This window comes from Coprobacter tertius (genome assembly GCF_024330105.1).
Lineage (GTDB): Bacteria > Bacteroidota > Bacteroidia > Bacteroidales > Coprobacteraceae > Coprobacter > Coprobacter tertius.
Window position 1 is genome coordinate 321,631 of the sequence record NZ_JANDHW010000002.1, and the last position, 25,949, is coordinate 347,579.

At 39.1% G+C, this 25,949-nt stretch carries 25 protein-coding genes; 18 read left to right on the top strand and 7 right to left on the bottom strand.

The annotated features are described in order from the left end of the window. The first annotated feature begins 655 nt into the window (after positions 1 to 655). The 6 genes from NMU02_RS03165 (at position 656) to NMU02_RS03190 (ending at position 4,904) form a co-directional block, all read left to right on the top strand. Positions 656 to 1,285, top strand: a complete 630-nt coding sequence (locus tag NMU02_RS03165) for a hypothetical protein (RefSeq protein WP_255025744.1) — start codon at positions 656 to 658, stop codon at positions 1,283 to 1,285. 21 nt (positions 1,286 to 1,306) lie between these two features. Then, a complete protein-coding gene (locus NMU02_RS03170) occupies positions 1,307 to 1,537 on the top strand; it encodes a hypothetical protein (RefSeq protein ID WP_255025745.1) in 231 nt (76 codons plus the stop codon). 299 nt (positions 1,538 to 1,836) lie between these two features. Then, positions 1,837 to 2,415 carry a TetR/AcrR family transcriptional regulator gene (locus NMU02_RS03175; protein ID WP_255025746.1) on the top strand — a complete coding sequence of 193 codons (579 nt, stop codon included), beginning with the start codon at positions 1,837 to 1,839 and terminating at the stop codon, positions 2,413 to 2,415. Between the two features lie 18 nt (positions 2,416 to 2,433). Beyond that, positions 2,434 to 3,378, top strand: coding sequence for a 3-oxoacyl-ACP synthase III family protein (locus NMU02_RS03180; protein WP_255025747.1), 945 nt, complete (start codon positions 2,434 to 2,436; stop codon positions 3,376 to 3,378). Positions 3,379 to 3,417: 39 nt separating this feature from the next. Then, on the top strand, positions 3,418 to 4,164 hold the full coding sequence (gene fabG / locus NMU02_RS03185) for a 3-oxoacyl-[acyl-carrier-protein] reductase (protein ID WP_255025748.1): 747 nt from the start codon (positions 3,418 to 3,420) through the stop codon (positions 4,162 to 4,164). 251 nt (positions 4,165 to 4,415) lie between these two features. Beyond that, positions 4,416 to 4,904, top strand: a complete 489-nt coding sequence (locus tag NMU02_RS03190; RefSeq protein ID WP_255025749.1) for an RNA polymerase sigma factor — start codon at positions 4,416 to 4,418, stop codon at positions 4,902 to 4,904. A gap of 152 nt (positions 4,905 to 5,056) precedes the next feature. On the opposite strand, the gene NMU02_RS03195 is transcribed toward NMU02_RS03190, so the two are convergent. Beyond that, positions 5,057 to 5,623: a plasmid pRiA4b ORF-3 family protein gene (locus NMU02_RS03195; protein ID WP_255025750.1), complete on the bottom strand. Its 567-nt coding sequence runs from the start codon at positions 5,621 to 5,623 to the stop codon at positions 5,057 to 5,059. A 227-nt stretch (positions 5,624 to 5,850) separates the two neighbouring features. Between NMU02_RS03195 and NMU02_RS03200 the strand changes: the two genes are divergently transcribed. Beyond that, positions 5,851 to 6,531 carry an RluA family pseudouridine synthase gene (locus tag NMU02_RS03200; RefSeq protein ID WP_255025751.1) on the top strand — a complete coding sequence of 227 codons (681 nt, stop codon included), beginning with the start codon at positions 5,851 to 5,853 and terminating at the stop codon, positions 6,529 to 6,531. 55 nt (positions 6,532 to 6,586) lie between these two features. Here the strand turns inward: NMU02_RS03200 and NMU02_RS03205 are convergent, their stop codons facing one another. Together NMU02_RS03205 and NMU02_RS03210 are read right to left on the bottom strand one after the other, a co-directional pair. Then, positions 6,587 to 9,217: an alpha-L-rhamnosidase gene (locus NMU02_RS03205; protein ID WP_255025752.1), complete on the bottom strand. Its 2,631-nt coding sequence runs from the start codon at positions 9,215 to 9,217 to the stop codon at positions 6,587 to 6,589. A 319-nt stretch (positions 9,218 to 9,536) separates the two neighbouring features. After that, the gene (locus tag NMU02_RS03210; RefSeq protein WP_255025753.1) at positions 9,537 to 11,057 is read right to left on the bottom strand and encodes a DUF4301 family protein; all 1,521 of its coding nucleotides are present in this window, start codon (positions 11,055 to 11,057) and stop codon (positions 9,537 to 9,539) included. A gap of 138 nt (positions 11,058 to 11,195) precedes the next feature. On the opposite strand from NMU02_RS03210, the gene NMU02_RS03215 reads away from it, so the two are divergent. Both NMU02_RS03215 and NMU02_RS03220 read left to right on the top strand, forming a co-directional pair. Further along, on the top strand, positions 11,196 to 13,409 hold the full coding sequence (locus NMU02_RS03215; RefSeq protein WP_255025828.1) for a RelA/SpoT family protein: 2,214 nt from the start codon (positions 11,196 to 11,198) through the stop codon (positions 13,407 to 13,409). 231 nt (positions 13,410 to 13,640) lie between these two features. Next, positions 13,641 to 14,480 carry an outer membrane protein assembly factor BamD gene (locus NMU02_RS03220; RefSeq protein ID WP_255025754.1) on the top strand — a complete coding sequence of 280 codons (840 nt, stop codon included), beginning with the start codon at positions 13,641 to 13,643 and terminating at the stop codon, positions 14,478 to 14,480. Positions 14,481 to 14,607: 127 nt separating this feature from the next. Here the strand turns inward: NMU02_RS03220 and NMU02_RS03225 are convergent, their stop codons facing one another. After that, positions 14,608 to 15,615 carry an alpha/beta hydrolase gene (locus NMU02_RS03225; RefSeq protein WP_255025755.1) on the bottom strand — a complete coding sequence of 336 codons (1,008 nt, stop codon included), beginning with the start codon at positions 15,613 to 15,615 and terminating at the stop codon, positions 14,608 to 14,610. A gap of 46 nt (positions 15,616 to 15,661) precedes the next feature. Then, the gene (locus NMU02_RS03230) at positions 15,662 to 16,123 is read right to left on the bottom strand and encodes a MarR family winged helix-turn-helix transcriptional regulator (protein WP_255025758.1); all 462 of its coding nucleotides are present in this window, start codon (positions 16,121 to 16,123) and stop codon (positions 15,662 to 15,664) included. A gap of 198 nt (positions 16,124 to 16,321) precedes the next feature. Between NMU02_RS03230 and rpsF the strand changes: the two genes are divergently transcribed. Genes rpsF through rplI form a run of 3 tightly spaced genes read left to right on the top strand, consistent with a single transcriptional unit; the run spans position 16,322 to position 17,412 of the window. Further along, positions 16,322 to 16,669, top strand: a complete 348-nt coding sequence (rpsF, locus tag NMU02_RS03235) for a 30S ribosomal protein S6 (protein WP_255025760.1) — start codon at positions 16,322 to 16,324, stop codon at positions 16,667 to 16,669. A gap of 3 nt (positions 16,670 to 16,672) precedes the next feature. Next, complete coding sequence (gene rpsR, locus NMU02_RS03240; RefSeq protein ID WP_009317570.1) at positions 16,673 to 16,945, top strand: 30S ribosomal protein S18; 273 nt, start codon at positions 16,673 to 16,675, stop codon at positions 16,943 to 16,945. A 23-nt stretch (positions 16,946 to 16,968) separates the two neighbouring features. Then, positions 16,969 to 17,412: a 50S ribosomal protein L9 gene (rplI, locus tag NMU02_RS03245; protein WP_255025762.1), complete on the top strand. Its 444-nt coding sequence runs from the start codon at positions 16,969 to 16,971 to the stop codon at positions 17,410 to 17,412. 119 nt (positions 17,413 to 17,531) lie between these two features. Here rplI and NMU02_RS03250 read toward each other — a convergent pair whose 3' ends face one another. Together NMU02_RS03250 and NMU02_RS03255 are read right to left on the bottom strand one after the other, a co-directional pair. Then, positions 17,532 to 17,876: a hypothetical protein gene (locus NMU02_RS03250; RefSeq protein ID WP_255025763.1), complete on the bottom strand. Its 345-nt coding sequence runs from the start codon at positions 17,874 to 17,876 to the stop codon at positions 17,532 to 17,534. Continuing rightward, positions 17,869 to 18,186 (bottom strand): FtsB family cell division protein, encoded by a 318-nt coding sequence (locus tag NMU02_RS03255; RefSeq protein ID WP_255025765.1) that lies wholly within the window; start codon positions 18,184 to 18,186, stop codon positions 17,869 to 17,871. Before NMU02_RS03255 ends, NMU02_RS03250 begins: the two co-directional genes overlap by 8 nt. 106 nt (positions 18,187 to 18,292) lie before the next feature. On the opposite strand from NMU02_RS03255, the gene NMU02_RS03260 reads away from it, so the two are divergent. The 6 genes from NMU02_RS03260 to NMU02_RS03285 all read left to right on the top strand — a co-directional run bounded on the left by NMU02_RS03260 (position 18,293) and on the right by NMU02_RS03285 (position 25,892). Continuing rightward, positions 18,293 to 19,024, top strand: coding sequence for a type III pantothenate kinase (locus NMU02_RS03260; RefSeq protein ID WP_255025766.1), 732 nt, complete (start codon positions 18,293 to 18,295; stop codon positions 19,022 to 19,024). Then, positions 19,014 to 20,303 (top strand): BamG family beta-barrel-assembly machinery protein, encoded by a 1,290-nt coding sequence (gene bamG, locus NMU02_RS03265; protein ID WP_255025767.1) that lies wholly within the window; start codon positions 19,014 to 19,016, stop codon positions 20,301 to 20,303. Before NMU02_RS03260 ends, bamG begins: the two co-directional genes overlap by 11 nt. 160 nt (positions 20,304 to 20,463) lie before the next feature. After that, positions 20,464 to 21,162: an LPS export ABC transporter periplasmic protein LptC gene (gene lptC, locus NMU02_RS03270; protein WP_255025768.1), complete on the top strand. Its 699-nt coding sequence runs from the start codon at positions 20,464 to 20,466 to the stop codon at positions 21,160 to 21,162. Continuing rightward, positions 21,159 to 22,421, top strand: coding sequence for a hemolysin family protein (locus tag NMU02_RS03275; protein WP_255025769.1), 1,263 nt, complete (start codon positions 21,159 to 21,161; stop codon positions 22,419 to 22,421). The genes lptC and NMU02_RS03275 overlap by 4 nt, the downstream gene beginning before the upstream one ends. A 107-nt stretch (positions 22,422 to 22,528) precedes the next feature. After that, complete coding sequence (locus tag NMU02_RS03280) at positions 22,529 to 24,661, top strand: peptidylprolyl isomerase (protein ID WP_255025770.1); 2,133 nt, start codon at positions 22,529 to 22,531, stop codon at positions 24,659 to 24,661. Positions 24,662 to 24,956: 295 nt separating this feature from the next. Further along, entirely contained in the window at positions 24,957 to 25,892 is a 936-nt protein-coding gene (locus NMU02_RS03285; RefSeq protein ID WP_255025771.1) for an energy transducer TonB, read from the top strand. The last annotated feature ends 57 nt before the right edge of the window (positions 25,893 to 25,949 follow it).

Here is a 25,949-nt window from a genome sequence, read left to right on the forward strand (position 1 = left end):
ACTGTTAAGTCTGATGCATCTATTATATTTAGTACGCGACGCATATGTTCATTCCGTAAATATTGATTTGTATTGGGGACGTAATCTATGGTTCGGTTCAAGGTATCTCTTTTTACCTTCATTTACGCTTGCGAATATCGCTGTTTTATTCATAAATCGTCTTAAGATAGTACTTTTGATTAATGCATTATTACTGGTATATGTATCGTATATGTGGTTAGGAACCCATGCGTCTTACCCCTACAGGAGTTTAGCGATATATGTAATATTTATTGTATTATTTTGTATTGGTGCCTGTTTCATATATCAAATAAAAATTAAGACACGCCCGCCTGAATAATAAGTAACAAAAATGAAAAGCCTTTTTAGTATCAAAAAAACAAATATTTCAGAGACGAATAGCGGAACCTGCATAGAAGTGTTTATGTATTTTTATATCTAGAATCAGATTATTTATTAATATTTAAAAATAATATTGTTGTAAATGTAAATAAAAAAGATTTTTTTTGTTATAATATATATTAATAATATTATATAAAAAGAGGCAGAATCGAAGGCTAATTTACAATAAACCGCTTATCTTGATTATCTTGTATTATTTACATTTAACGGGAAAATGATTTTAAAATTTTATAATTGAATAAATTAATCCGTAATGAAACGATCGGTTGTAATTATCGTCGCCCAAGTGTTTTTTATGACAGTAAGTTATTCTCAATCGATAAGTTTTCAAAAACTTATCGAATCGGTTCCTATCGATAGTTCTACTATAGGAAGGTATGATTTATATGAGTTGGATTCATTGCAATACGACTTTAATTTTAATTGGAATGCTTTGGCTTGGGATATAAATAAAGATATTAAAAACGAATATGGATTAAATGACTATTTTGATTACGACGCATTCAAGGATCAGATTAAACATCAGTATTCATTATTGCATAGGCAGGGGAGGTTTATTTTTGCCAGGCGTCTTCCTAAAGTGAGAAACCGTGAACTGTTGCTTTATTATATAGAACGTTTTCATTCTTTTAAAGATAAAGATAAATTTCCCCAATGGGTGTTGCTCTGTGTAAATAATGAGGGTAAGATTAAGAAAGTATTAGTTGTGGCGGAGGTCGATTGCCGGGAGCTCGACCAGATTTGCCAAACTTTATTTCTGACGCAAGAAGATGGTATTTTGATTAAAGATTTTTTGGGACCGTGGGAAGGCGATCCCGAGTGGTATAGTCCGGAATATTTGTACTGTCGGGATACAAGATTTGTTTCTTTTACCGATTTGTAATGAGATGAGAAGATATTGAATATGAAGTTTCTGAAATATATATTGATTATTTTAGGTACATTATCAGGTGCAGCACTTGCTGTAATGGAGGGAACCGAACCTTGTTTAGACGAGAATCTTATTTCGTCGGCTTTCATCCCTGATATGAGTTTTTTTATACAAATATTGATTATTTATATTTTTATAGGAACGATTTCGGGATGGGCTATTTGGTTTTGTATTTCGGGAATATATCGAAATTTTTTTCGGTAACGATAATAGAGCGGGATTTTTTAATTTCAATGTAGAATTTAATCATCGATAGTAGAGCAATGGATCGATACTATATATTCCATTGAGGGTATACTTACAACTAAACTTAAAAATTATCCTTGTTCTATTTTTTTTATTATTGATAATGAGGAATTTAACTATTATTGTTTTATAAAAAACATAAACTATAACAATAGATAACTCCCGGGTTACTAAAATTTTTCATTCATTATATTGCCTGTTATCGGAAAATCTTTACTTTTGCACAGTTTTTTGGTAAATGTGCAATAAGATATCATATGGTAAAAACAAGAGAAAAGCTTGTTGATGTAGCTCGTCAATTGTTCGCTCGGGTAGGGATAGAAAATACGACGATGAATGATATTGCCATAGCATCGAATAAGGGACGCCGCACATTATATACCTATTTTAAAAACAAGAACGAGATATACCGGGCGGTTGTCGAATCGGAGTTGAAACATCTTTATCAGCGTCTTTGTAATGTCGTAAATCGGGATCTTCCCCCTGAAGAAAAACTGGTGACATATATTTCTACTCGTTTCGAGGCGATGAAAGAAACTGTTTCCCGGAACGGTTCTTTGAGGGCGGAGTTTTTCAGGGATATTTGGAAAGTGGAGCAGGCCCGGAAAAATATCGATGCGCAGGAAGTAGAATTATTGAAGAGGATTTTACAAGAGGGAGTAGCAGGCGGAGTATTTCAGATGCCGAACGTTGCCGTTACGGCAACCATATTGCATTATTCATTGAAAGGTCTGGATGTTCCTTATATCCGTGACAATTTTTCTGATTTGAGTGTAGAACGGTTTCGTTTGAAAGAATACATAACCGATTTTATATTGTACGGAATAAAAAAATAATAACTTTAAACAGACTTTATGTTTATTAATGCGACTGGATTTTATATCCCGGAGGGCCGGGTATCCAATGATCATTTTCTTGAGGTGAATGGTCTTACGAGTGACTGGATCTTGCAACGCACCGGAATAAAAACACGTTCGAAAGCCGGTGAAGGTGAGAATACGCAGACAATGGGTTTCGCTGCTATCAGGTCGGCAATCCCTGCTTTACCTTATCCTATAGAGGACGTCGATTTAGTAGTATCGGCCTGTTATTCTCCTTATGATACGGTAGCGACATTAGCGCATTGGGCTCAAAAAGAATTTAATATAGAGAAGGCTAAGGCCCTTTATCTTTCTTCAGCTTGCTCTTCTTTTGCCAATGGTCTTGAAGTAGTAGAAGGATATTTTGCGATGAATAAGGCTTCTAAAGCCCTTATAATCTGTTCGGAACACAATACGTATTACAGTAATGAATCGGACCCGAAGTGCGGGCATTTATGGGGCGATGCGGCCGTTGCGTTGTTTGTTTCCAAAGAGCCGCAGAAGGAAGAAGAAGCCGAGATACTCGATATTTTTACCAAAGGTCTCGGACATATCGGGAAAGGTCCCGAGGCGGTACACCTTAAACCGAAAGAAGAGGGTATTTCAATGCCTGAGGGGAGAGACGTATTTATGCATGCATGTAAATACATGATCGATGTACTCGAGAATATTACTTCGAAACAAAATATAACGATTGCCGATCTCGATTACATCATTTGTCATCAGGCTAATATGCGTATCGTGGCTAATATCGCCCATTTGTTGAATCTCGACGAATCGCGTTTTCTCAATAATATTCAGGAACTCGGTAATACAGGTTCGGCAAGTGCAATGTTGGTACTGGCTCAAAATATTGCTAAAATGAAAAAAGGTACTAAAGTAGGACTTACTGTATTTGGAGGAGGATATTCCAGCGGTGGTTTTCTGGTGCGTATCTGAGCTAGAATAGTAAATATTATTTTATTAAATATTTTAATTATGAAATTACTCGAAGGAAAAGTGGCTGTTATTACCGGTGCAGCCCGTGGTATTGGTAAAGCTATTGCTATTAAATTTGCTCAGGAAGGAGCCGATATCGCTTTTACCGATCTGGCGATCGATGATAATGCAAAAGCTACCGAAGTTGAAATTGCGGCTTTGGGAGTTAAGGTAAAAGGCTATGCTTCGAATGCCGCTAATTTTGAAGATACCCACAAAGTGGTCGAAGATATCGTAAAAGATTTTGGTCGTATAGATATTCTGGTGAATAATGCAGGTATTACTCGTGATGGACTGATGATGCGTATGACCGAGTCTCAATGGGATATGGTGATTAATGTAAACCTGAAGTCGGCATTTAACTTTATACATGCCGTAACACCGTTTATGATGAAACAGCGTTCGGGCAGTATTATTAATATGGCTTCGGTTGTCGGTGTATCGGGTAATGCCGGTCAGAGTAATTATTCGGCATCGAAAGCTGGTATGATAGGTCTTGCAAAATCCGTTGCCAAAGAGCTGGGTTCTCGAGGTATACGTGCCAATGCAATCGCTCCGGGATTTATTATTACCGATATGACGGCTGTGCTTTCGGATGAGGTGAAGGCCGAATGGGCTAAACAAATACCTCTGCGTCGTGGAGGTACTCCCGAGGATGTAGCTAACGTATGTACTTTCCTCGCATCCGATCTTTCTTCGTATGTTACGGGACAGGTCGTTCATTGTTGTGGAGGAATGAATATGTAATCATTCGGAATGATATAAATAAGGGGGTCGGGAAACTTTTATGTTTTCCGACCCCCTTATTTTTTAGGATATGTAATTTTTTTTTGAATAAAAATATTTTACTAATTCATTGTTATATATGTTGTTAAATAAATATCTGTATATATATTCAATAGAAAGTGTGAAATAATTATAAATAAATCGAACCGGTCATTAGGATATTGCGTTAGCGGAATAAAGAGGATCATCACACATTCGTTAATTTGATATCTATGAACAACTCAGATTTTGAAACCGAACTGGAAAAGTGCCGGAAGAAATTGTATTCATACGCATTATGGCTTACTAATGATGTATATCTTGCCGAAGATCTGGTACAGGAAACAATGATTAAGGCATATCTGAATAAAGAAAGTTTTGTATGCGGTAATTTTATGGCATGGTTACGCAAAATAATGCGTAATCATTTTGTGAATGATTATCGTAAGGCGCATCGCATCGAATTTATTGATTATAGCGATGTTAAAACCGAGTTTTTCTCTACCGAGTGTCATGTCGAAGATGAATATGATTTGGAATATATCAATAAGGCTTTAGCCTCTCATGATGAAAATTACGGATATATGCTCGGCTTTTATTATATGGGATATTCTTATAAAGAAATATCAGAAATGTTTTCTTTGAATATCGGAACAGTAAAGAGCAGGATGCATACGTTGAGAGAAGAATTGAAGATCGATCTGGATGAATTTCGGGATTGATCGAAAACTTTTTATAATAAAAATATAAATAATTCGACAGATACCGTGTTTTATGGCATCTTGATAACTTGCATGCCCGATTTTAGACTCGAAAGCAGGTGATGACAGAAAAATACAGTGCCGAGAATTTTACGACACTGTATTTTTAAATATTAAAAGCGGTTATCTTCTCCGAAAGAGGCACCTTCACTCATGTCGAGATCGTTGAAACCCTCTTCATCCAACTCGGACGGATCGAAAGTTTCGTCGCCGTAAAAATCTTCTCCAAACCCCGTATCTCCTGCTGCGGCAGGTTTATCGAAATCTTCCGGAACCGTTATTTGCTGGGGTGGATTTCCGATAGACTTGGTACAAACTGGCTTTTCGAGGTTTTTCCCCGGGATTATTTCTCTTAATTCCATAAAGAAAGCGCGTTCGTTCATGTTATCGAAGATGTATAACAATCGTTGTTTCTCATCTTCGAGAAGTTCGTTCAGTCGGGTGTCTTCCATCACCCACGAATCGTCTTCATAGCTTGTATCCATTTCCATCAGTGTAATTTCTGTCTTTTTTTCCCAATCATCTTCACAAATAAAGAAAGAGGTTATCTGGTCTTTAGTGAAATTTACCGAGTCGAGGATTGCATTATGTAAATCGAGAAATGTTGCCTCAGAATCGATGCTGATCTCACGGGCGAAATTATCGACCTCATCGGATATAAGCAAAAATTTATAAATCATAGTTCTTAGTTAATAGGATACTTTTTTTGTTTTATACGGTAAAAATAATAAAAATATCTCTTTCCCAAAAGTAAAAGAGGAAAAGTTGATCTTAGTCACATATGGAACATTTGAATTACCGGAATGTTGTGCCACAACACGTAATATGATGATTTTCGAGCGATGCATTTTTGTTTAACATCGATACTTGTATTACCTTTACAACCTTAATCTGTAAAAAGAGAGTAATGGAAGTCGTATATGAAGACAATCATATTATTATTGTAAATAAAACCGGTTCGGAAATTGTGCAGGGAGATAAAACGGGAGATACACCTTTGTCGGAATTGCTGAAATCCTGGTTGAAGGAAAAATATGCTAAACCCGGCAATGTTTTTGTAGGAGTAACGCATCGTCTCGATCGTCCTGTCAGCGGATTGGTGGTATTTGCTAAAACAAGTAAAGCGCTTACCCGTCTCAATGATATGTTTCGTAACGGAGAAATAAAAAAAACTTATTGGGCGATTGTAAAAAATAGGCCCTCTCAGGAAACCGGTGAATTGAGGCATTATCTGGTACGGAACGAAAAACAAAACAAGTCGGTTGCTTATGATGTAATGAAACCGAATGCCAAAGAAGCTATGTTGACATATCGGGTAATCGCTCATAGCGATAAGTACCATTTATTGGAAATCGATTTGAAAACGGGACGGCATCATCAAATCAGATGTCAGTTGGCTAAAATGGGATGTCCTATAAAGGGAGATTTGAAGTACGGAGCCGAACGTTCTAATCCCGATGGCGGAATTAGTCTGCATGCCAGATATATTTCTTTTATACATCCGGTTTCTAAAAAACAAATCGAGATTACGGCGCCCGTTCCGGGAGATAATTTATGGCAGGCTTTTGAAAAGCAGGTATCGGAATGATAAAGTTTTAAAAATAAACCCCGGCAATACCGGGGTTTATTTTGGGGTTTTATATTTATTTGTTTTTTATTGTGACAGAATGTTTTCCCGAATTTAAAATGCGCGGTGATTCGTCATTCGGTAATAGGAGGGTCGCAGTACAATTGGCTGGAATTTCTACCGTATAATTTATTTTGTTTTTCTTGCGTGTCCATTTCGAAACGATCAGTCCGTAGGGTGTCCGATGTTCCGAATAGAAAGAGGGCAAATCTTTTATAAAGTTTGGTTGCAGAATAATATTTTTGAATCCGGGATTTTCAGGGTCCGGTTTTATTCCGCCTAATCCTTTGAAGAACCAGCCTCCGATTTCTCCGAACATCATGTGGTTATCAGAGATATCTCGAGTGGCATTCAAATCCCAATTTTCCAATAAGGTAGTCGCTCCGTTTACGACCCACCATCCCCACGACGGATATGTATTCTGTACGGCTATTTTATAGGCGGTTTCGGCTTGTCCGTTATCACTCAGGGCACTCAGGATGGCTTTTGCTCCTAATACACCCACATCGAGGTGGAAATCGCTTTCACATACTTTTTTTGCTAAATTTTCGGCGACTTTCTCTTTAAGATTTTCAGGTACGACACCCCAGAATAAGGGAACGCTTAATTCGGTTTGTGTTCCGTTGGCATATATGCCTGTTTCCTCGTTCAGATATTTGTGGTTGATGGCTCTGCGTATTTTTTCGGCTAAAGTTTTATAATGGGCTTCATCTTCCGGTTTTCCGAACATAGCGGCGGCTTTGGCAAGAATGGTAGCATCTATGAAGTAATATACCGAAGAGGTGAGTTCCAATGAAGAATGCGATTTTACAGGTACCCAGTCTCCGCGTCCCCAAGACGTTAAGCCTGAAGGATAAGTGTTGTCGATATAATCGACATAACGTTTTATATTGTCGTAGCATTCTTTCAGAAGCCGGTCGTCACCGTAAAAAAGATATATATTCCAAGGAATAATTGCTATTGTGCTTGTCCAGTCTACACCGTTCGATGTTCCGTATCCCCAGCCTCCGGTAGGTATAATGTCGGGTAATACACCGTTAGGTTGCTGTTCGTCGCGGTGGTCGGCTAACCATTTTTCATATACTGTAATACCGTCGTAATTATACAGGGCGGTTTCTATTGCGAAATGTCCGTCACCTGTCCAGCCGTTTTTTTCACGTTGCGGGCAATCGGTAGGGTACCCCATCAGATTCGAGCAATACGCATTGTTCGTCGCCTGCCACAGCTGTTCGATAATCGGGTTCGAACCATATACTCTACCCATTGGAGATACGTCGCTATGCATGAAATAAGCTTTCAGGCTTGCTGTGTCGAGTTGCAACGGTTCGGTTCCGACAACTTCAACATAGCGGAAACCTTTGTAGTTAAAACGCGGCATGAATTCATCAGTGCCGTTTCCGCTTAGGATTACAATATCGGTTTGGAAAGGATCGGTTTTGTCTTTCGGGCGGTGGTAAACGTCGATATTCGACAAATCTACATGACCGTTTTTTCCTAATCTTTCACCGTGGATAAGTCTTATTTCAGTACCTGCTTTTCCTGCGGTCCGTAAACGGGTTACGCCTGCCATGTTTTGTCCGAAGTCATACAGATAAGTAGTATCATTCAGTTTCTTAATATTTTTCGCTGTGTACTCTTTAACGTTTCGTATCGGTTGCACCTGTTGGGAAACGATTCGGGGAGAAGGGGCTCCTCTGTAACCTACATGATGCCATTTCGAGTCGTCGAATCCCGGTTTATCCCATCCTTTTTGTTCGAGGCGGGCATCGTAATGTTCGGCTGTATAAATGCTGTTGAAAATAAGTGCTCCCGAAGAGGTTTTCCAATCTAATCCCGATGCGATAACTTCAGTCGTTCCGTCGGTATAAGTAATTCGCAGATCGAGGCAAAACGCGGGTCTATTTCTCCAGGGGGCTTTGTCGAAATTCCACACGGCCATAGACTGGTGATTGTACCAACCGTTGCCCAATAATACACCAATCACATTTTCTCCTTTTGAAAGTTGTGGGGTTACATCGTAGGTAATATAAAAGTTTTTCCGGTCGAAACGAGTATATAAAGGGTCGAGTCGGTGATCGCCTACTTTTTCTCCGTTGAGGGATAATTCATAAAGTCCTGCTACGGCGATGTAAGCTCGGGCCGATTTTATTTCTTTATTAATATTAAAAGCTTTACGAAAATAGGGAGCGGGTTTAAAATCGATCGATCGGTTATCTGATATCCAATTTCCTCTCCACGATGTGTTTTTTAAACCGGTTTCGAAATAGCTGGTTTCAGAAGATTCCGATTTTGTTCCGTTTTCATCCCAGTAGGTTATGTTCCAATAATAACGGGTACAAGGCTGAAGTTTTTTTCCGTTGTATTCTATTCGCTGTTTGTCCGATTTTATAATTCCGCTGTCATAAAAAGTACCGGTACCTTTTTCGATATTTAGAGGATCGGTGTCGATAATCAGGCGGTAAGCGGTTTGTGAGGTACCGTCCTTTTCCGAACGTATTTCCCAGGTGAGGCGAGGAGAATCTGTATCGATACCGATCGGCTCGGTCAAATATTCGCATCGTAAATTTACAGGAATGCCCGCATAAGCGGATAGTGAAAATGTAAGGCATAAAATTATCCCGGTTAGGGACAATAGGGTTCTTTTCATAGTAACGTGTAATTTGAATTATGTGATGATTTAGTACAAAGATAGTGCAATCCGGTTGCAAATTCAAATTTATTTATATTTTGCTGAAGTTTGTTTTATCTCCCGGTAAAGAAAAGATGATTTTCGATGCAAACATACAGTTCGTTCCGTCGGATTTGTGATCCGACGGGACATAATACATAATCTTGTAATCGCGATGTCGCCAGGTATTATTTCCTCTTACACAGGATGTGGTAAATAACCGGTGAAGATTTTATGTTAAAAACCGGGATGTGTAATCATATCATCCCAGTTTTATTTTCATTGCTAAAATATTGTTTTATCCTTGATGTTGCTCTCTCAGCAGATCGTTTACAGTTTTTACCGGATTGAACGTTTCGATGGGAACCTCTACGAAGAGGGTGTTCCAGTCGGACATGGCGCCATTCCATAATCCCGGTAACTCGAGTGCTTTAAGTTCTTTTCCGTTTTTGGATTTCATTGAAATGAAACCGGTGTTTTTGTCGACGAATTTACGCAGATCGTATTTGTCTCCTTTGGCATTTTTTACGGCGCAAACCAGATCTACCGGATTGAAATGAGTAGAAGTCTCGAACATTTTTTTCGATTCGGGATCGTTCATGTCGATTTGCGAACTTTCGAGAATTTGTGGTGAATAAGTCGCGTCTTGGTTGCGGGCGAGGAAAGGGCCGCCGCCCGGTTCGCCGATATTTTTTACCATGCCGCAAACCCGTATGGGACGTTTTAGTTTCTTTAGCAGATATATTGCCAGCTCCCCGTCTTCAAGCAGCTTTGTTTCGGGATTTCGGATGAATAATTTGTGTTGCAGAAAATCGATCACTTCGCGTAAGTCTTCGATCGTATATTTACCGCTTTCTAAAAGAGAGGTATATTCGTCGATCTGCTGTTGCAAAGAAATAAGTATCCCGCCGATCACTTTTTTATATTGTACGGTAATATCCTTTAGCCTGTCGGGTACGACGTTATCTATGTTTTTTATAAAAATGACGTCGGCGTCTATGTCGTTCAGGTTTTCGATGAGGGCTCCGTGGCCGCCGGGGCGGAAAAGAAGGGTTCCGTTATCCCGGAAAGGATGGTTTTCGGAATCGGCGGCTATCGTGTCGGTCGACGATTTTTGTTCGGAAAAACTGATGTCGTAACGTACTCCGTATTTCTTCTCGTATTCTGGTTGTTTTTGGGTTACTCGTTCTTTAAAAAGAGGAAGATGCTCGTGAGAGACGGTGAAATGTACGCTAACTTCTCCGCCGGTGTTGCCGGCATACAAGGCCCCTTCTACCAGGTGTTCTTCCATTGCTGTGCGAGAGGCTTGCGCATATCGGTGAAACTTCAGCATTCCTTTCGGAAGAGAGCCGTAATCGAGTCCTTCCGGTAACAAAAGATTTGAAACGATCGCTTTGAATTTGCCGACCGACAGAAGTTCATCTATATTTTTTCCTTCGTTTTTTAGACATACTTTATTCAGGTCGTCGTAAAACGCAAAGTAGGAGATATTCTCGAAAAAGGTTTTTTCGGCATCGGTCTCCGGCGATGTATATTTTGCTCCGAGGAACTCGAAAAGGGCTTTAAACATGCGGCTAGCAGCACCCGATGCCGGTACGAATTTTACGATTTTCCGGTTTTTTTTCAGATATTCATCCCAGATACCGAGGTATTTTTCGATTTCGTTTTTATTCAGGGCTAATATTCCGTTTCCTGTTGTGGCAGGTGCATAAAGCGTAAGAAATGGAAATCCTTTTTTGAAAGATTCGAGTTGTGATTCGATTTGGGCTTCCGAAATTCCTTTACGGAATATAACTTCCTTGTCTTGTTGTGTTAACATAGTAATTAATTGATTATATAGTGAAAAAGTTATCATTTGATACAAATCCTTTCAAATTTACAAAAAGCTTATTAAAATCGGAATGAGTAAGGCTAAAAAAATATATATTTGAATCGTATTTTTGAAATTTACGGGCTTATGGTGAAGAATACTTATTTTACTCCGGCCGAACGTTCTGATTTTTTGGAATCTTATCGTTCTTTGTCTCGCTCGTCCCGTTCGCTAATAGGAGAGAAGGATTTTCTGCGTATTCGGAAATTGATAGCCCATGCGATCGAGTCGGGTAATTATCTGCATGATAAAAATGGAATAAACGTATTGTTGCGGAATATGAACACGGCTCTGATTTTGTCTAAGGAAGTCGGCTTGGAGCGCAGTACGCTTATTGCGGTTTTGCTTTATCATGTAGTGCAATGCGATTCTTTATCTCTCGAAGATATCAAAAAAGAATTCGGTACCGATATCACTAAAATTATTAACGGGCTGATAAAGGCTAATAGTCTTTATGCCAAACAGGAAATTGTGGAAAGTGAAAACTTTCGGAAGTTACTGCTGACGTTTGCAGAAGATGTGAGGGTAATTATTATTATGATTGCCGACCGCTTGTGTCTTATGCGTATGATTAACCATCATCCGAACGAAAGATACCGTATGGATGTGGCTTCTGAGGCCTCGTACCTGTATGCTCCGCTGGCGCATCGCCTGGGGTTGTATCGTATAAAATCGGAACTCGAAGACCTTTCTCTGAAATATACCAACCGGGAGGTTTTTACACAGATCGCTCATAAATTAAAAGAGACCAAAAGGGCTCGAGACAAGTATATAGAAGAATTTATCGCTCCTGTAAAGAAAAAACTCGAAGAAGCCGGTTTGACTTTTGAAATTAAAGGACGGACGAAATCGATTTTTTCGATCTGGAATAAGATGAAGAAGCAAAAGGCCGATTTGGAAGATATTTACGATTTGTTCGCCATTCGGGTAGTACTGGATACTCCCGAAGAGCAGGAGAAGGCCGATTGCTGGAAAGTGTATTCGATAGTTACGGATATGTATCAACCTAATCCGCAAAGGCTTAAAGACTGGCTTTCGATACCGAAAAGCAATGGGTACGAATCGTTGCATATCACTGTTTTCGGGCCCGGTAACAGGTGGGTAGAAGTGCAGATACGCAGTAAGCGTATGGATGAAATTGCCGAACGAGGACTTGCGGCGCATTGGAAATACAAAGGATTGAAAGGCGAGAGCGGCCTCGACGATTGGTTGAATAACGTGCGTGATATTCTCGAATCGGCAAATAACGGTCCTATGGAACTTATGAAAGAGTTTAAAATGGACCTTTACGATAAAGAGGTATTTGTATTTACTCCTAAAGGTGACTTGTATAAATTACCGAAAGGAGCTACGGTTCTCGACTTTGCCTTTTTGATACATACCGGTCTCGGTAGTAAATGTGTAGGAGCTCGTGTGAACGGCAAAAACCAGACTATAAAATACGAATTACGTAGCGGAGATACGATCGAGGTGCTGACTGCGCCTTCACAGTCGCCCAAACAAGACTGGCTGAATATCGTAACGACTTCTAAAGCACGGGTAAAAATAAAACAGGCTTTGAACGAGGCTCAGTTCAAAGAAGCCGAATTCGGAAAAGAATTGTTGCAGCGGCGGTTTAAAAATCGAAAAATCGAGGTGGATGAATCGATCCTGATGCGTTTGATAAAGAAAATGGGATATAAGACTGTAACCGATTTTTATTATGCGTTGGCGCAGGAGAATCTCGACGTAAATACCGTTTTGGATAATTATCTCGATCTCGACCGGAAGGAAAAAGAAAATGAAGATTTCTCGGAATTACGTACCGCCGAGAATTTTGTGCCTCAATTATATGACGAGGATGCTTCGAAAGAAGATGTATTGGTAATCGACCAAAATCTGAAAGGGGTCGAATATAAACTGTCGAAATGTTGTAATCCTATTTATGGGGACGAAATTTTCGGATTCGTATCTACTCAGGGGAGTATAAAGATACACCGCATAGATTGTCCCAACGCTTTTTCTATGCGATCCCGTTTTGGTTACAGGGTCGTTAAAGCACGCTGGTCAGGTAAGCAGGGGTCTCAATATGCTACCGTATTACGGGTTGTCGGTCATGACGACATCGGAATCGTAACCAATATTACTTCGATTATTTCAAAAGAGAAGAATGTGAGCATGAGAAATATTTCAATCGAGTCGGATGATGGACTTTTCCAGGGACATATTACGGTAATGGTCGATGATCTTTCGTCTCTGAACAGCCTGATAAAAAAACTGAAAACGGTAAAAGGGGTAAAGAATGTAGAGCGTACCCAATAATTAGAATTTAGACGGGATGTTTATCCCGATCGGTTTCTCTGATTATATGGCAGATATAAACGGAAAATGAAAATTGTCGTTGCAAATGGTTTCATGTCGTTCGAACTTTTATAGGAATGAAGGTTGTAATTGGAGTAGGGATAAACAGGAAAACACGACGGCCGTTTTGAAAGAAAATTGTTACTTTTGTATGCAGAAATATATTACGTCGAATATTTGAAAAGTAAATCTATGAAAAAATTGTTATGGGCAGTCGTTCTGTCTTTTAGTATAATTTCTTGCGGAAAAACCGATAAAAAGGCGGAGGCTCAATATAAAAAGGCCGAAGCGCTTTACGAACAGGGAGATTATAACCAGGCGAAACAACAGATCGATAGTATTAAGGTATTGTATCCTAAAGCTTTCGACCAGATAAAAAAAGGAATGATACTGATGTGCCGAGTAAATTTGAAAGAGTCTGAACGTAATCTTGTTTATATCGATAGTTTGCTTCCTTTGAAGAAAGCGGAGGTGGACCGTTTGAAAAAAGATTTTTTCTTGAGTAAAGATGAGAAGTATGAAGAAACCGGCCATTATGTTTATAAGTCGGAGAAGAATAACCCGGTTGTGAATCGGAGTTATGTGCGTGCTCAGGTAAGTGAAGACGGCATTATGGAAATCGCAAGTGTATATTTCGGTCCTGCTGCATTGCATCATGAGTCGATGAGGGTGGAGGCCCCTGATGGCTCTTATGCCATGACCAAAGTAGTGCCTTATGATGGCGCCCGTAATTTCCGTTTCGTTAATGACGGAAATACGACCGAAGTCGTAACGTATAAAGGGGAACAAATGATTGCCGTGGCTGAATTGATTTATAATACTCCCGGTAAAATAAAGGTAAGTTACGAGGGGAAGAGGCCTTATTCGTTTACGCTGGACGATCGTTCCCGTAAGATGATAAATGCTTCGTATGAACTCGCTATGGCGATGAAGTCTGTAAAAGAGCTTACTCGCGAGCAGGCGATCAACAATAAAGGATGTGAAATTCTCCGGCGTCAGATTTCTGATCTGGAGAGTGGAAAAGAACAATAATTGTTCTCACCGCAAAAGAGCCGGATTTTATCAGAGAATATTTTTTTGATTACATCCGGATATAAAACGATTAGCCCGTAAACCGATACTTTAGGTTTACGGGCTAATCGTTTTTATTCTGTACATTTTAGTCGAGTCCGGTTTTATCGAGCCATTGAAATATAGCATTATAAGTTGCCTCTCGAGCCGATTTTTTGGAAAGGATAAGATCGTGCATTCCGTCCTTTATTGCTACTTCGGTGACACTTTTCCCTAAATTGATTCCGTATTTTTTGATATCTTTTACATCGAGTACTGCATCGCCATTTTGGTGTTCGGGAGTCCACTTGTCTCCATATACCGAATGGTCTGAGAAAAGTACGAGTATGGGGCAGGGAATGTCGAGACCCCGGTGTATTTTTTTCTGTCCCCGGTGTATGGCACGTATCCATCCGGTCGTAAGCGGTCTCGATTGCAGAAATTTTTTGTTGGTATCGTATATCCATTCACCGTGTTTGTCTGCCAACAGACTTTCGCCGTAAGCGGTCGATTTACCTTGCTTTATTTTCATATTCTTAGTAAAAATGCCGGTGAAAGATACGATGGGAATTAAAATTTTTTCTTGGAATTTATTTAGGTTCATATCCAGAAACGGACTGTTGAGTATAAGCCCTTTTACCGGTAAGTCGTTACGATATTCTTCGCAATACAGGGCAGAAATGAGACCGCCGGTAGAATGCCCCATCAAAATTATTTCTTTGTTACCTTCTTCTTTCATAATGTGCAAGGCAGTATCTATATCGGCGAAATATTCTTTGAGGTCGTGCACTTGAAACGGAGTTTGCGATGCGAGTAACGATCGTCCATATTTGCGTAAATCTACGGCATAAAAATTGAAACAAGAATCATTGAACGTTTTGGCCAGAGAACTCTGAAAAAAATAATCGTTGTAGCCATGAATATAAAGTATCGCCTTATCAGAGGGTTTATTGGCTTCCCGTCTGATGAGGGTGGTAATTACTTTTCCGTCGTAATCGTCGGGCATATCGAGGGTACGCATTTCGAACCTTCCACCCAAAACATCCATCGAATATTGAGCATGCAACGATCCCGATGCCAGCAGTGTAAAAATTAAGAGGAATAATATACGTTTCATTTAAATTTAAAGGTTTTGGATATGACGATAAACAGCCGGCAGGCAATTATATCTTTTCCCCGAGTGAATTTTTTACATTATTAAACACCTTATTCAGTAAATATTGGGCGGTTTCGATCTCTTCGTCGGAAAGATCTTTAAGAGCAGCTTCTTTGGTCTCTAAAACGACTGGTTGAGCTTCTATTTCGAGTTTACGCCCCTTTTCTGTGAGAGTAATAATATTGGTACGACGGTCTTTCCGGCTTGCCGAACGTTGTACGAGTCCTTGTTTTTCGAGGTTATCGATAAGCCGGGTCATACTCGGTTTATCTTTAAAAGTCGCGTTGCAGAGTTCTTGTTGGCTTACTCCGTCTTTCGACCATAGATAATAAAGAACGGTCCACTGTTCGGGAGTAATGTCGATATTCATTTTACGAAAACTCCGGTATATTTTGCGATTGATAGCCGCAGAAAGTTTTCCGCTTAAAACGACGAATACGAGTTCGATATCGAGAGCTGAATGGTTCATAAAATAATTATTGTTTAAGCAACAAAGATACTATTTTTTTAGATACAGATATATAACAGAGGGTGTAAATATTCTAATCATCAATTTAGCCGGTTTATTATAAAGTAAAAAAACGATATAAAAGTTGCAGGTATGTAAAAAATGACTACCTTTGCACCGCAATGAAAAAATTTAAATAACAAGTTAATTTAAATGAGTATGAATCATTATGAAACCGTTTTCATTTTAACTCCCGTTTTATCTGACGTACAGATGAAGGAAGCGGTAGACAAGTTCAAAGATATTTTGGTTGCCGAAGGCGCCGAAATAATCAATGAAGAAAACTGGGGATTGCGCAAGCTGGCTTATCCTATCCAGAAAAAATCGACAGGCTTTTATCAGCTGTTGGAGTTTAACGCAGATCCGACTGTTATCGCTAAACTGGAAGTTAACTTTCGTCGGGATGAACGTGTTATCCGTTTCTTAACCTTTAGAATGGATAAATACGCTGCAGAATATGCTGCAAAAAGAAGAAGTGTTAAATCTAAAGAAGTAAAGGAGAACTAAGTCATGGCACAACAAAATCAATCTGAAATCAGATATTTGACTCCTCCCTCAGTGGACATCAAAAAGAAAAAATACTGTCGTTTCAAAAAAAGCGGTATTAAGTATATCGACTACAAGGATCCCGAATTCCTGAAAAAATTTCTGAACGAACAAGGTAAAATTTTACCCCGTCGTATTACCGGTACATCATTGAAGTTCCAACGTCGTATCGCACAAGCTGTAAAGAGAGCTCGTCATTTGGCGTTACTTCCTTATGTAACAGATATGATGAAATAATTTAAAAGAAGGAGGAATTAAGAATGCAAGTAATATTAAAAGAAGATGTACTGAATCTTGGGTATAAAGATGATGTTGTAACCGTGAAAAGCGGCTACGGTCGTAATTATCTTATCCCCCAGGGTAAAGCTGTTATCGCTACTCCTTCTGCATTGAAGATGTTAGCCGAAAACATGAAGCAACGTGCGCACAAACTCGAAAAGATTAAAAACGACGCTATAGAACTCGCTGCCAAATTGGAGGGTGTTTCCCTGACTATCGGCGCTAAAACAAGCTCTACCGGAAAGATTTTCGGTTCGGTAAATAATATCCAAATCGCTGAAGCTCTCGAAAAAGCCGGATATGAGATCGATCGCAAAGTGATCTATATCAAAGAAGCTGTTAAAGAAGTAGGTGCTTATAAAGCTACTTTACGTCTGCACAAAGAAGTTAGCGTAGAGATTCCTTTCGAAGTGGTTGCCGAATAATAAGAAGTACAACCATATCCGATATAAAAAACAGACTCTTGTAAAAGAGTCTGTTTTTATTTTATAATGAACAGTCTATCTGTTTATGGTCATATAGATATAATGTATGGCAGGTATTTTTATTTTTCGTTCTCTTTTTTCTCTATTCCGGGAATCAATATCGCCGTATAAAGCTGGAGTACGGCGGCTATGGTCAGTAAAAGGAACCACTCGTTCTGTTTTCTGAACATAAAATAAGAGGCTGCGACGATAAGTAAAGAAGATAACGTTTCCATACGATATAGTCGTTTAAGCCGCAGATTATTTCCATTATAAATGCGAGTAAGCCTTGTAACAGCCATACCGGCAGCACCTACCGCAAAAACGTAGGGCGATAAAAACCAACCTGTAATAAAAAGGGCTGCTGAGCATAAAACGCATAAAGCGGAAAGGTTGAAAATAAGATTTCGGGTTTTATTATTCATTTTTGGAATCTTCTATGATATAGATATCTTCATTGGATTTTTTCATCAGGTATTGCTCCCGGGCAAATTTTTCGAGATTCTCACTATTTGAGCGCAATTCGTTCAATTGTTGTTGGCTGTTCTCTATAACGCCTTGATAATGTTCTATCTCTTTTTTTAATTCTCTGATTTTGCGGTCGTAAAGAAAACTTTGTAAAAAGCTGTTATCGTCGACAAATAGCATGATGACGATAAATGAAACGGCGAAAATCCGTATGATCGACAGGTGTTTCCGCAAAAAAGTCCAGCTGTGTAAAAGTTTTTTCTTCATACATCCGAAAATTTATACAAACGTACATAATCTTTTTTGTTTGCGAAAGAATTATATCCACTTTAAGAATATTCTATTGTTTCTTTGTACATTTGTGCAAAATTTCATGATGGCAAATTTAATTATCGACCAGGGAAATACTACTTTAAAACTCGCTGTTTTTGATAAAAACGAGCCTGTCGCCTTTACACAACTCAGAAAGTGGGATGAGGGGATTGTTTCCGGTTTACTGGAAGATTATTCTATCGAAGCTTGTATATATGCTTCGGTGGCGGCTCCTTCCGAAAAGGAAATAATCTGGCTCGGAGACAATATCGAGCGATTTATCGAGTTTAATCATAAGACGTTGTTGCCGATAAACATCGATTATCGTACTCCCGATACACTCGGTCTCGATCGTATAGCCGGAGTCGTGGGGGCATTTTATGAAAAAAAAGGGCATGATATATTGGTAATAGATGCCGGGACGGCGATAACGTATGATGTGTTAACGGCGGATGGTCGTTTTATAGGAGGAAATATTTCTCCGGGTATAAAAATGCGTTTAAAGTCATTACATGCGTTTACCGGTCGTTTGCCGATGGTGCCTAAAGAGGGTGATATACCGGCAATCGGTTATGATACCGATACGGCTATACGTTCGGGAGTAATGGAAGGTATCCGTTTCGAAATGGAGGGATATATTGAAGAAGTGAAAAGCAAATGCCCTGAAGTTTTAATTTTTTTAACGGGGGGTGACGCTTTTTTATTTGCCGAACGAGTAAAAAGCACCATCTTTGCAGATAAAAATATTGTATTAAAAGGATTAAACAGAATACTGGACTATAATGTTAAATAAAAAGATTTCTATTTGGGTGCTCATCGCGGCATGTGCGGGGGCTGTGAGTGCCAATGCGCAAAATAATACGAATTCTCCTTACTCGCGTTATGGGTATGGTATTCTTGATGATAATTCTTTTGGCATGGATCGTGCCATGGGAGGTATAGGTTACGGCTTGCAATCTTCGGGACAGATAAATGTAAAAAACCCGGCGTCGTACGCTTCGATGGATTCTCTTACTTTTCTTTTTGATTTTGGAGTAAATCTGCAGAATGTATGGATGAAAGAAAGCCCGACGAGTAAATATCCTGCCGGGCTGAAACAGAAAAATATAAACGGTAATCTCGAATATATCGTCATGCAGTTTCCGCTGAGTAAGAAAATGGCGGCAAGTGTGGGGCTGGTTCCTTATTCGTATGTAGGGTACAGTTATGGCGGAACACTTCCCAATGGAGACGATACGAAAGTTGGGGAAGGCGGTATCAACCAAGCGTATGCCGGTATCGGTTATCGTCCGGTTGATGCGTTTTCGATCGGTTTTAATATGGGATATCTTTTCGGAAATGTTACCCACAGTAATTATATTATTCCTTCTTCGGGAAACACGGTCGGTAGTTTGCTTGAAAATAAAATGCATGTTTCCGATTTTCATATCGAATTCGGAGCGCAGTACGCATATCAGATTAAAAATAAGTATAAAGACAAATTGATCTTCGGTGTCGTATATTCTCCCAAAAAGAGTTTGTTAGGGTCGATGACCAATACGGTAAGTGATTATACATCATCTTCGGAGTCGGTGGTAAGTACGACATCCGAAAGTCTGAAAAATCGGTACCAATTACCTAATTCTTATGGTGGAGGTTTTACGTATATGCGTAAAAATAATTTTATTGTAGGAGCCGATTTTACTTATCAAGCTTGGGCAAAAGCAAAATATGCCGGAGTGCTCGGTAATCAGAATAATCGGATGAGAGTTTCTCTCGGAGGCGAATATATCCCAGATGCCATGTCGAAAAATTTCGGAAAACAGATGCATTATCGGGCCGGATTGTTTTATAACAAGGCTTATCAGAAAATAGACGATATGGAGACGGGAAAGCAGTGTGATATGAGAGAAATAGGAGTGAGTTGCGGATTTGGTATCCCTGTGTTGAACAGCCGGTCTTTGATTAATATTGCGCTCGAATATGTGAATCGTCAGACTACTCCTAAAAAACTGATTACCGAAAATTATCTCAGACTGTCGATAAGCCTTACATTTAATGAAAAATGGTTTTATAAAGAAAAAATCAATTGATAATTTGTGGATTTCGATATAACGGGAAAGGGGGCAATTGCCCCCTTTCCCGTTATATCGAAATTTTGAAACAAAAGATTAGATTATATATTCCTAATTCGTTATTTTTGCAGTTTGAATATACAATAATCGTATATTAATCGCACATGATAATTTAAAAATGGCAATACCTGATACTTCTTTTTGGAGGAAAAATGATACTCTGATGCGTCTTATGCCGCTTTTGCTGGCAATCGTGTCGGGGTTTATCTTTATTTTTTCTTCATGTACATCTAAAACAAAAACTGAAGTCGCAGGAGAAATAACGGATGCTAAGCTGCTGCCAACGTTATACACTTACGATGTAGAGACGCTTATATCCGACTCGGGTATTACGCGGTATCGGGTGAAAGCTAAGGAATGGCTGATGTTTGAAGCGGCAGCGGAGCCGTATTGGTATTTTCCGAAGGGACTTTATGTAGAACAATTCGATTCTACCTATCATACCGAATCATTTATAGTAGGAGATACCGCCTATTATTATAAAGATAAAAAGTTGTGGAAACTGGTGGGAAACGTCAGAATGGAAAATATTAAAAACGAAATATTCGAAACGCAGCTACTTTTCTGGGATCAGAACCGGAGAGAAATGTATACCGATAGCAATGTATATATACAGCGGGATGATAAAATTATACGAGCCCGTAATTTCGTTTCAAACGAGTCGATGACACGTTACCTTTTTAAAGGCGCTTATGATTCCAGTTTCCCGATAAAGCAGGAGTCTCGTACTTCGGATAGCACTAACGTCGCTATTTCTGCCGATGAACGGTCTAATGCTCAACGTTACGCCCCTCGTCGGAAAGGAGGTGGAGAATGAGTCTATTGATATGGACCATTATAGTGTCACTGCTTTTTTCTGCCTTTTTTTCAGGGATGGAGATTGCTTTTGTTTCTTCTAACAAGGTGAGATTTGAAATCGATATGAAGAAATCGACACTTCTGGGGCGTGCGCTTAATGTTTTTTATCGTCATCAGGAACAATTTATTTCTACCATGTTGGTAGGGAATAATATCGCATTGGTAATATATGGTATCGGTATGGCTCAGGTACTCGAGCCGTTGCTTGCCGGTATATTTAATAATGAAATATTCGTGGTATTGGGGCAAACCCTTTTATCGACATTGTTGATATTGCTTACGGCTGAATTTTTACCCAAAACGCTTTTTCGCATAAACCCTAATTCGGTAATGCGGGTATTTGCATTACCGGCTTATCTTTTTTATATCATACTATATCCGGTTTCGAAGCTGACGGCAGTACTTTCTAAAGGAGTCTTGTGGTTAGGCGGTGTAAAGATTTCGAAAGATCGGGATGGGAGCCTGATGAGCAAAGTCGATCTCGATTATTTTATACAACAGAGTATCGAAGATGCCGATGATGAAAACGAAGTGGAAACAGAGGTGAAGATTTTTCAGAACGCACTTGATTTTTCGAATCTGAAATTAAGGGATTGTATGATTCCCCGTAATGAGGTTGTCGCTGTAGATATAGATTCGACAACGGCCGACGGCCTTATTTCGGAATTTATAGAAACGGGACTATCTAAAATATTAGTATATCGAGATAACATAGATAATGTAATCGGTTATATACATTCTTCTGAAATGTTTAAAAAATCGGACAACTGGAGAATTAAAATAAAACCTATTTTACAGGTACCCGAAACCATGCCTGCTAAGAACTTGATGAAGATGCTTATGCAGCAGAAGAAAAGTATCGCTGTGGTAATCGATGAATTTGGTGGAACCGGAGGTGTTGTTACTTTGGAAGATTTGGTAGAAGAAATATTTGGAGATATAGAAGATGAGCATGATGTGCGTAATTATGTGTTGCAAAAAGTGAGTGACACGGAATATATTTTTTCGGGGCGTCTCGAAATTGAGAAAATAAATGAAAAATACGATATAGAATTACCGGAATCGGATGATTATATGACTATTGCCGGCTTTATTCTTTGGTATGTGAAAACAATTCCCCAACAGGGCGAAACTGTTGAAATACCCCCTTTTAAATTTAAAATATTAAAAAGAAATGCAACAAAAATAGAACTCGTAAGAATGAAAATAGAGAAATAAAGCGATTTTTTTGGGTATTCGTCACAGATATAATGGCATTTTTTGTATCTTCGTGCGCCTACTAAATTTGAAATAAAATTAAAAACTAAATAAACACAAAGTAATAGATGGCTACGTTAGAGAAAATTAGAGGTAAAGCAGGTCTGCTCGTCACCGTTATCGGTGTGGCATTACTTGCCTTTATCGTGGGAGACCTGTTGAATTCGGGTCATACATTCTTTAGAATGAATCAGGATAAAGTGGCTGTGGTCAACGGTAAGAGGATTACGGTCGAAGAGTTTCAGAATCGTGTAAATCAGCGTACGGAAGAAATGCAGAATATGTATAAAAGATACGGTATGTCTCTTCCCGAAGGTGCTGCTGCAAGCATAAATAAGGAGGTTTTCGACCAGATGATAAATGAATTGCTATTACAGGATGAAACGGCAAAATTGGGGATTACGGTATCCAAACAGGAACTTGCCGACCTGTTGCAAGGAGATAATATCGTTCCTGAAGTAAAGCAGTTGTTTACCGATCCGAACACAGGAGTATTTGATAAACAATTTTTGCTTAGTTTTCTGAATATGATTCTGAACGGAACGAATGCGAATATGAGCGAAGAAGAGGCTCGTCAACTCGAACAACAACGTCAGATGTGGATTAACCTCGAAAAGAATGTAAAACAGCAACGGTTGGTTCAGAAATTCTATACGTTGATGTCTAAATCGGTCGTTCCTAATAAATTAGACATTGAGGCAGCCTATGAGGACGGAAAAACAAGCGCAGATTTCATATATGCTATGCAACCTTATAGTTCTATTGCCGATTCAACGGTAAAAATCAGCGATTCGGAGTTGAAAGAGCTTTATAATAAAGAAAAAGAAAATTTTAAACGCGAAGAGCAACGTGTCGTTAAATATTTTACGGTCGATATCGTTCCCAGTAAAGCTGACTTTAAAGCGACTGAGGATAGAATCAATAGTCTTAAAGCTAATTTTGCATCTACCAAAGATGTTGCCGGTATGTTGAGTTTCAATACAGATGTGCCTTATGTTGACGCTTATGTTTCGGAAAGAAGTATGGATGCCGACATGAAAAATTTTGTGACAAAAGCTCAGATTAATGATGTGGAAGGCCCTATCTTCGATAATAATTCATATAAAATGTATCGTTTGATGGGTAGAACTGTCGGACCCGATTCGGTTAAAGTTCGTCATATTATGTTCCCTTTACAGAACGATCCTCAGATAACTGCCCGGTACGACAGCGTATATAAGGTTGCTAAGAACGGCGGTGATTTCGCCGCTTTGGCAAGACAATTTTCAGGTGACCGCAATTCTGCCTCCAATGGAGGAGATATGGGTTGGATGACTGAAGTTTCTGCTTCGCAGTTGGGACAGAAATTCGTATCGGCTATATTCAGTGCGGCTAAAGGCTCTGTATTTACGGTAGAAAGTCCCTATGGAAAACATATCGTAGAGGTAACCGAGCGTACGGCTAATGTTCCGAAGGCTAAGGTTGCACAGTTGGTATTGACGGTACGCCCCAGTTCCGAAACGTACAGTAATTTGTATAATGGTATAAGTCAGTATATCGCAACCAATAATAAGGTAGATTCTTTCGAAAAGAATGCATCTGAAAAAGGATATAATATTTCTACTGCAGACTTAACGCGTGACGATATAGGTCTGGGTTCGGTAAGAGATGCCCGTAAGGTAATCAAATGGGCATTCAATGCGAAAAAAGGTGATATATCTGAAATCTTTAATACTGAAAATAAATTTTTAGTAGGAGTATTGGCCAATATTGTAAAAGAAGGATATGCTTCTCCTAAGGATGTTGAGAATCAGTTGAAAATGCAACTGATGGCCGATAAAAAGGCTGATATTATCATGAATGCTTTAAAAGAAAAAGGAGCGTCTTCGATCGATTCTTATGCTCAGGCTATGTCATCTAAAGTGGATACGGCTAAATTTGTTAGCTTTAATACCAATGCCATTACCGGTATCGGTTTCGAACCTATTTTAACGGCAACAGCACCTTATGCTCCCGAAAATAAAGTGGATGGCCCGTTAAAAGGTAATAATGGGGTATATGTTATCTCGGTATATAATAAAACGACCAATCCTCAGCCGATGAATAATGATGCAGAGAAACAGAAATATATACAGCTTGTGAATTCGGCTATGTCTAATCAGTTAATAGAGGTAATGAAAAATAAAGCCGATATTGAAGATAACCGTATAAAGTTTTTCTAAAAAATTGATTGATGAATTGTTTTTAAGCTGCATATTAAAGGTTACGGTTTAAAAACTGAAGATAAAATTTTTTAGATAGTATTTGAACATAGTACATTAATTGGTACAGTGGTGAGGGTGAATGGTTCGTATTTGCCCGGTTGGTTGGAGAAAACCTATTTTTTGTAGTGTTTCTGGTAGTGTCGAAAAGACCTATGATATACCTTTCCCGCTGAAAATTAATGTACTATGTTTTTTATGTTTGTCGATAAGCAGTCGCAAGCTCATATTTTGATCAATAGAAAATCTTTATATCATGCAAATAAAAACGATTATTTCACTATGCACTTTTGGATTAATTGCATTTAATGTTGAAGCTCAACGTCCTGCACATTTTTCAGAGTATATCATTATCGAGGGAGATACCATAAAGCTTCCCGGCCAGTGGAGCGAGTTGGAGAAATTGGGATGGAGGTTCGAAAATGAAAAAGACGCGACTTACGAATTACCTTATTATTTCGAAACCGGATATGGCCAGGAGCAGAGCCTCCTTTCTTATAGTGCGGAAATACTCACCCGGGGTGGGAAACGGTTAAAGGTATCATTTACGAATACTTTCGGAAAACCGATGCCGGTTCGAGAATGCCGGGTTTCGAGGATAGGTAGTTATTTTGATTCTCCTGATAAAAAGTCTCCCGATTTTGAGCTAATGGGAGGTATTAAAAAGGGTACAAGGTTGGGAAAAGTGTTCGGCAAGTATGGTTATGCGGATATTCCAACGGGGAGACCTCGGTATTTTAGCCGTAAAAATCAAGTTCCGGTGTTGTTGTATGAAGATAAGTTAAAGAATAATTCCCTGCATATATATTGGAAAAAGGGTCTGATACGGAAAATAGCTTATTTCGATATTTCGCGAGAGGCAGATATGATTAATATGATCTCTGACTCCCTGAAATCTTTTCCTCCCAGTTTTCCCGGGGGACAAAGCGCACTGCTACAATTTATACGGAGTAATCTGAGATATCCTCCTCAGGCCATGGAGAATGGAATATCGGGGATGGTGGTTTGTACGGTTACCATAAAAGCTGACGGCATGGTGGGTGATGTGGAAGTTACCCGATCTCCGGCCGATATATTGTCGGAAGAAGCGGTTCGGGTGATTAAAATTATGCCTCGTTGGACGCCGGGAATAATCGAAAATGTAAAATCATCCTATCAAATTGTGATTCCCATTATGTTCCGTTTGCAATAATAGATCTGGTGTGGTGTTGAAGAAATAAATTAATTAACATAATTACCCTCTTGAGAT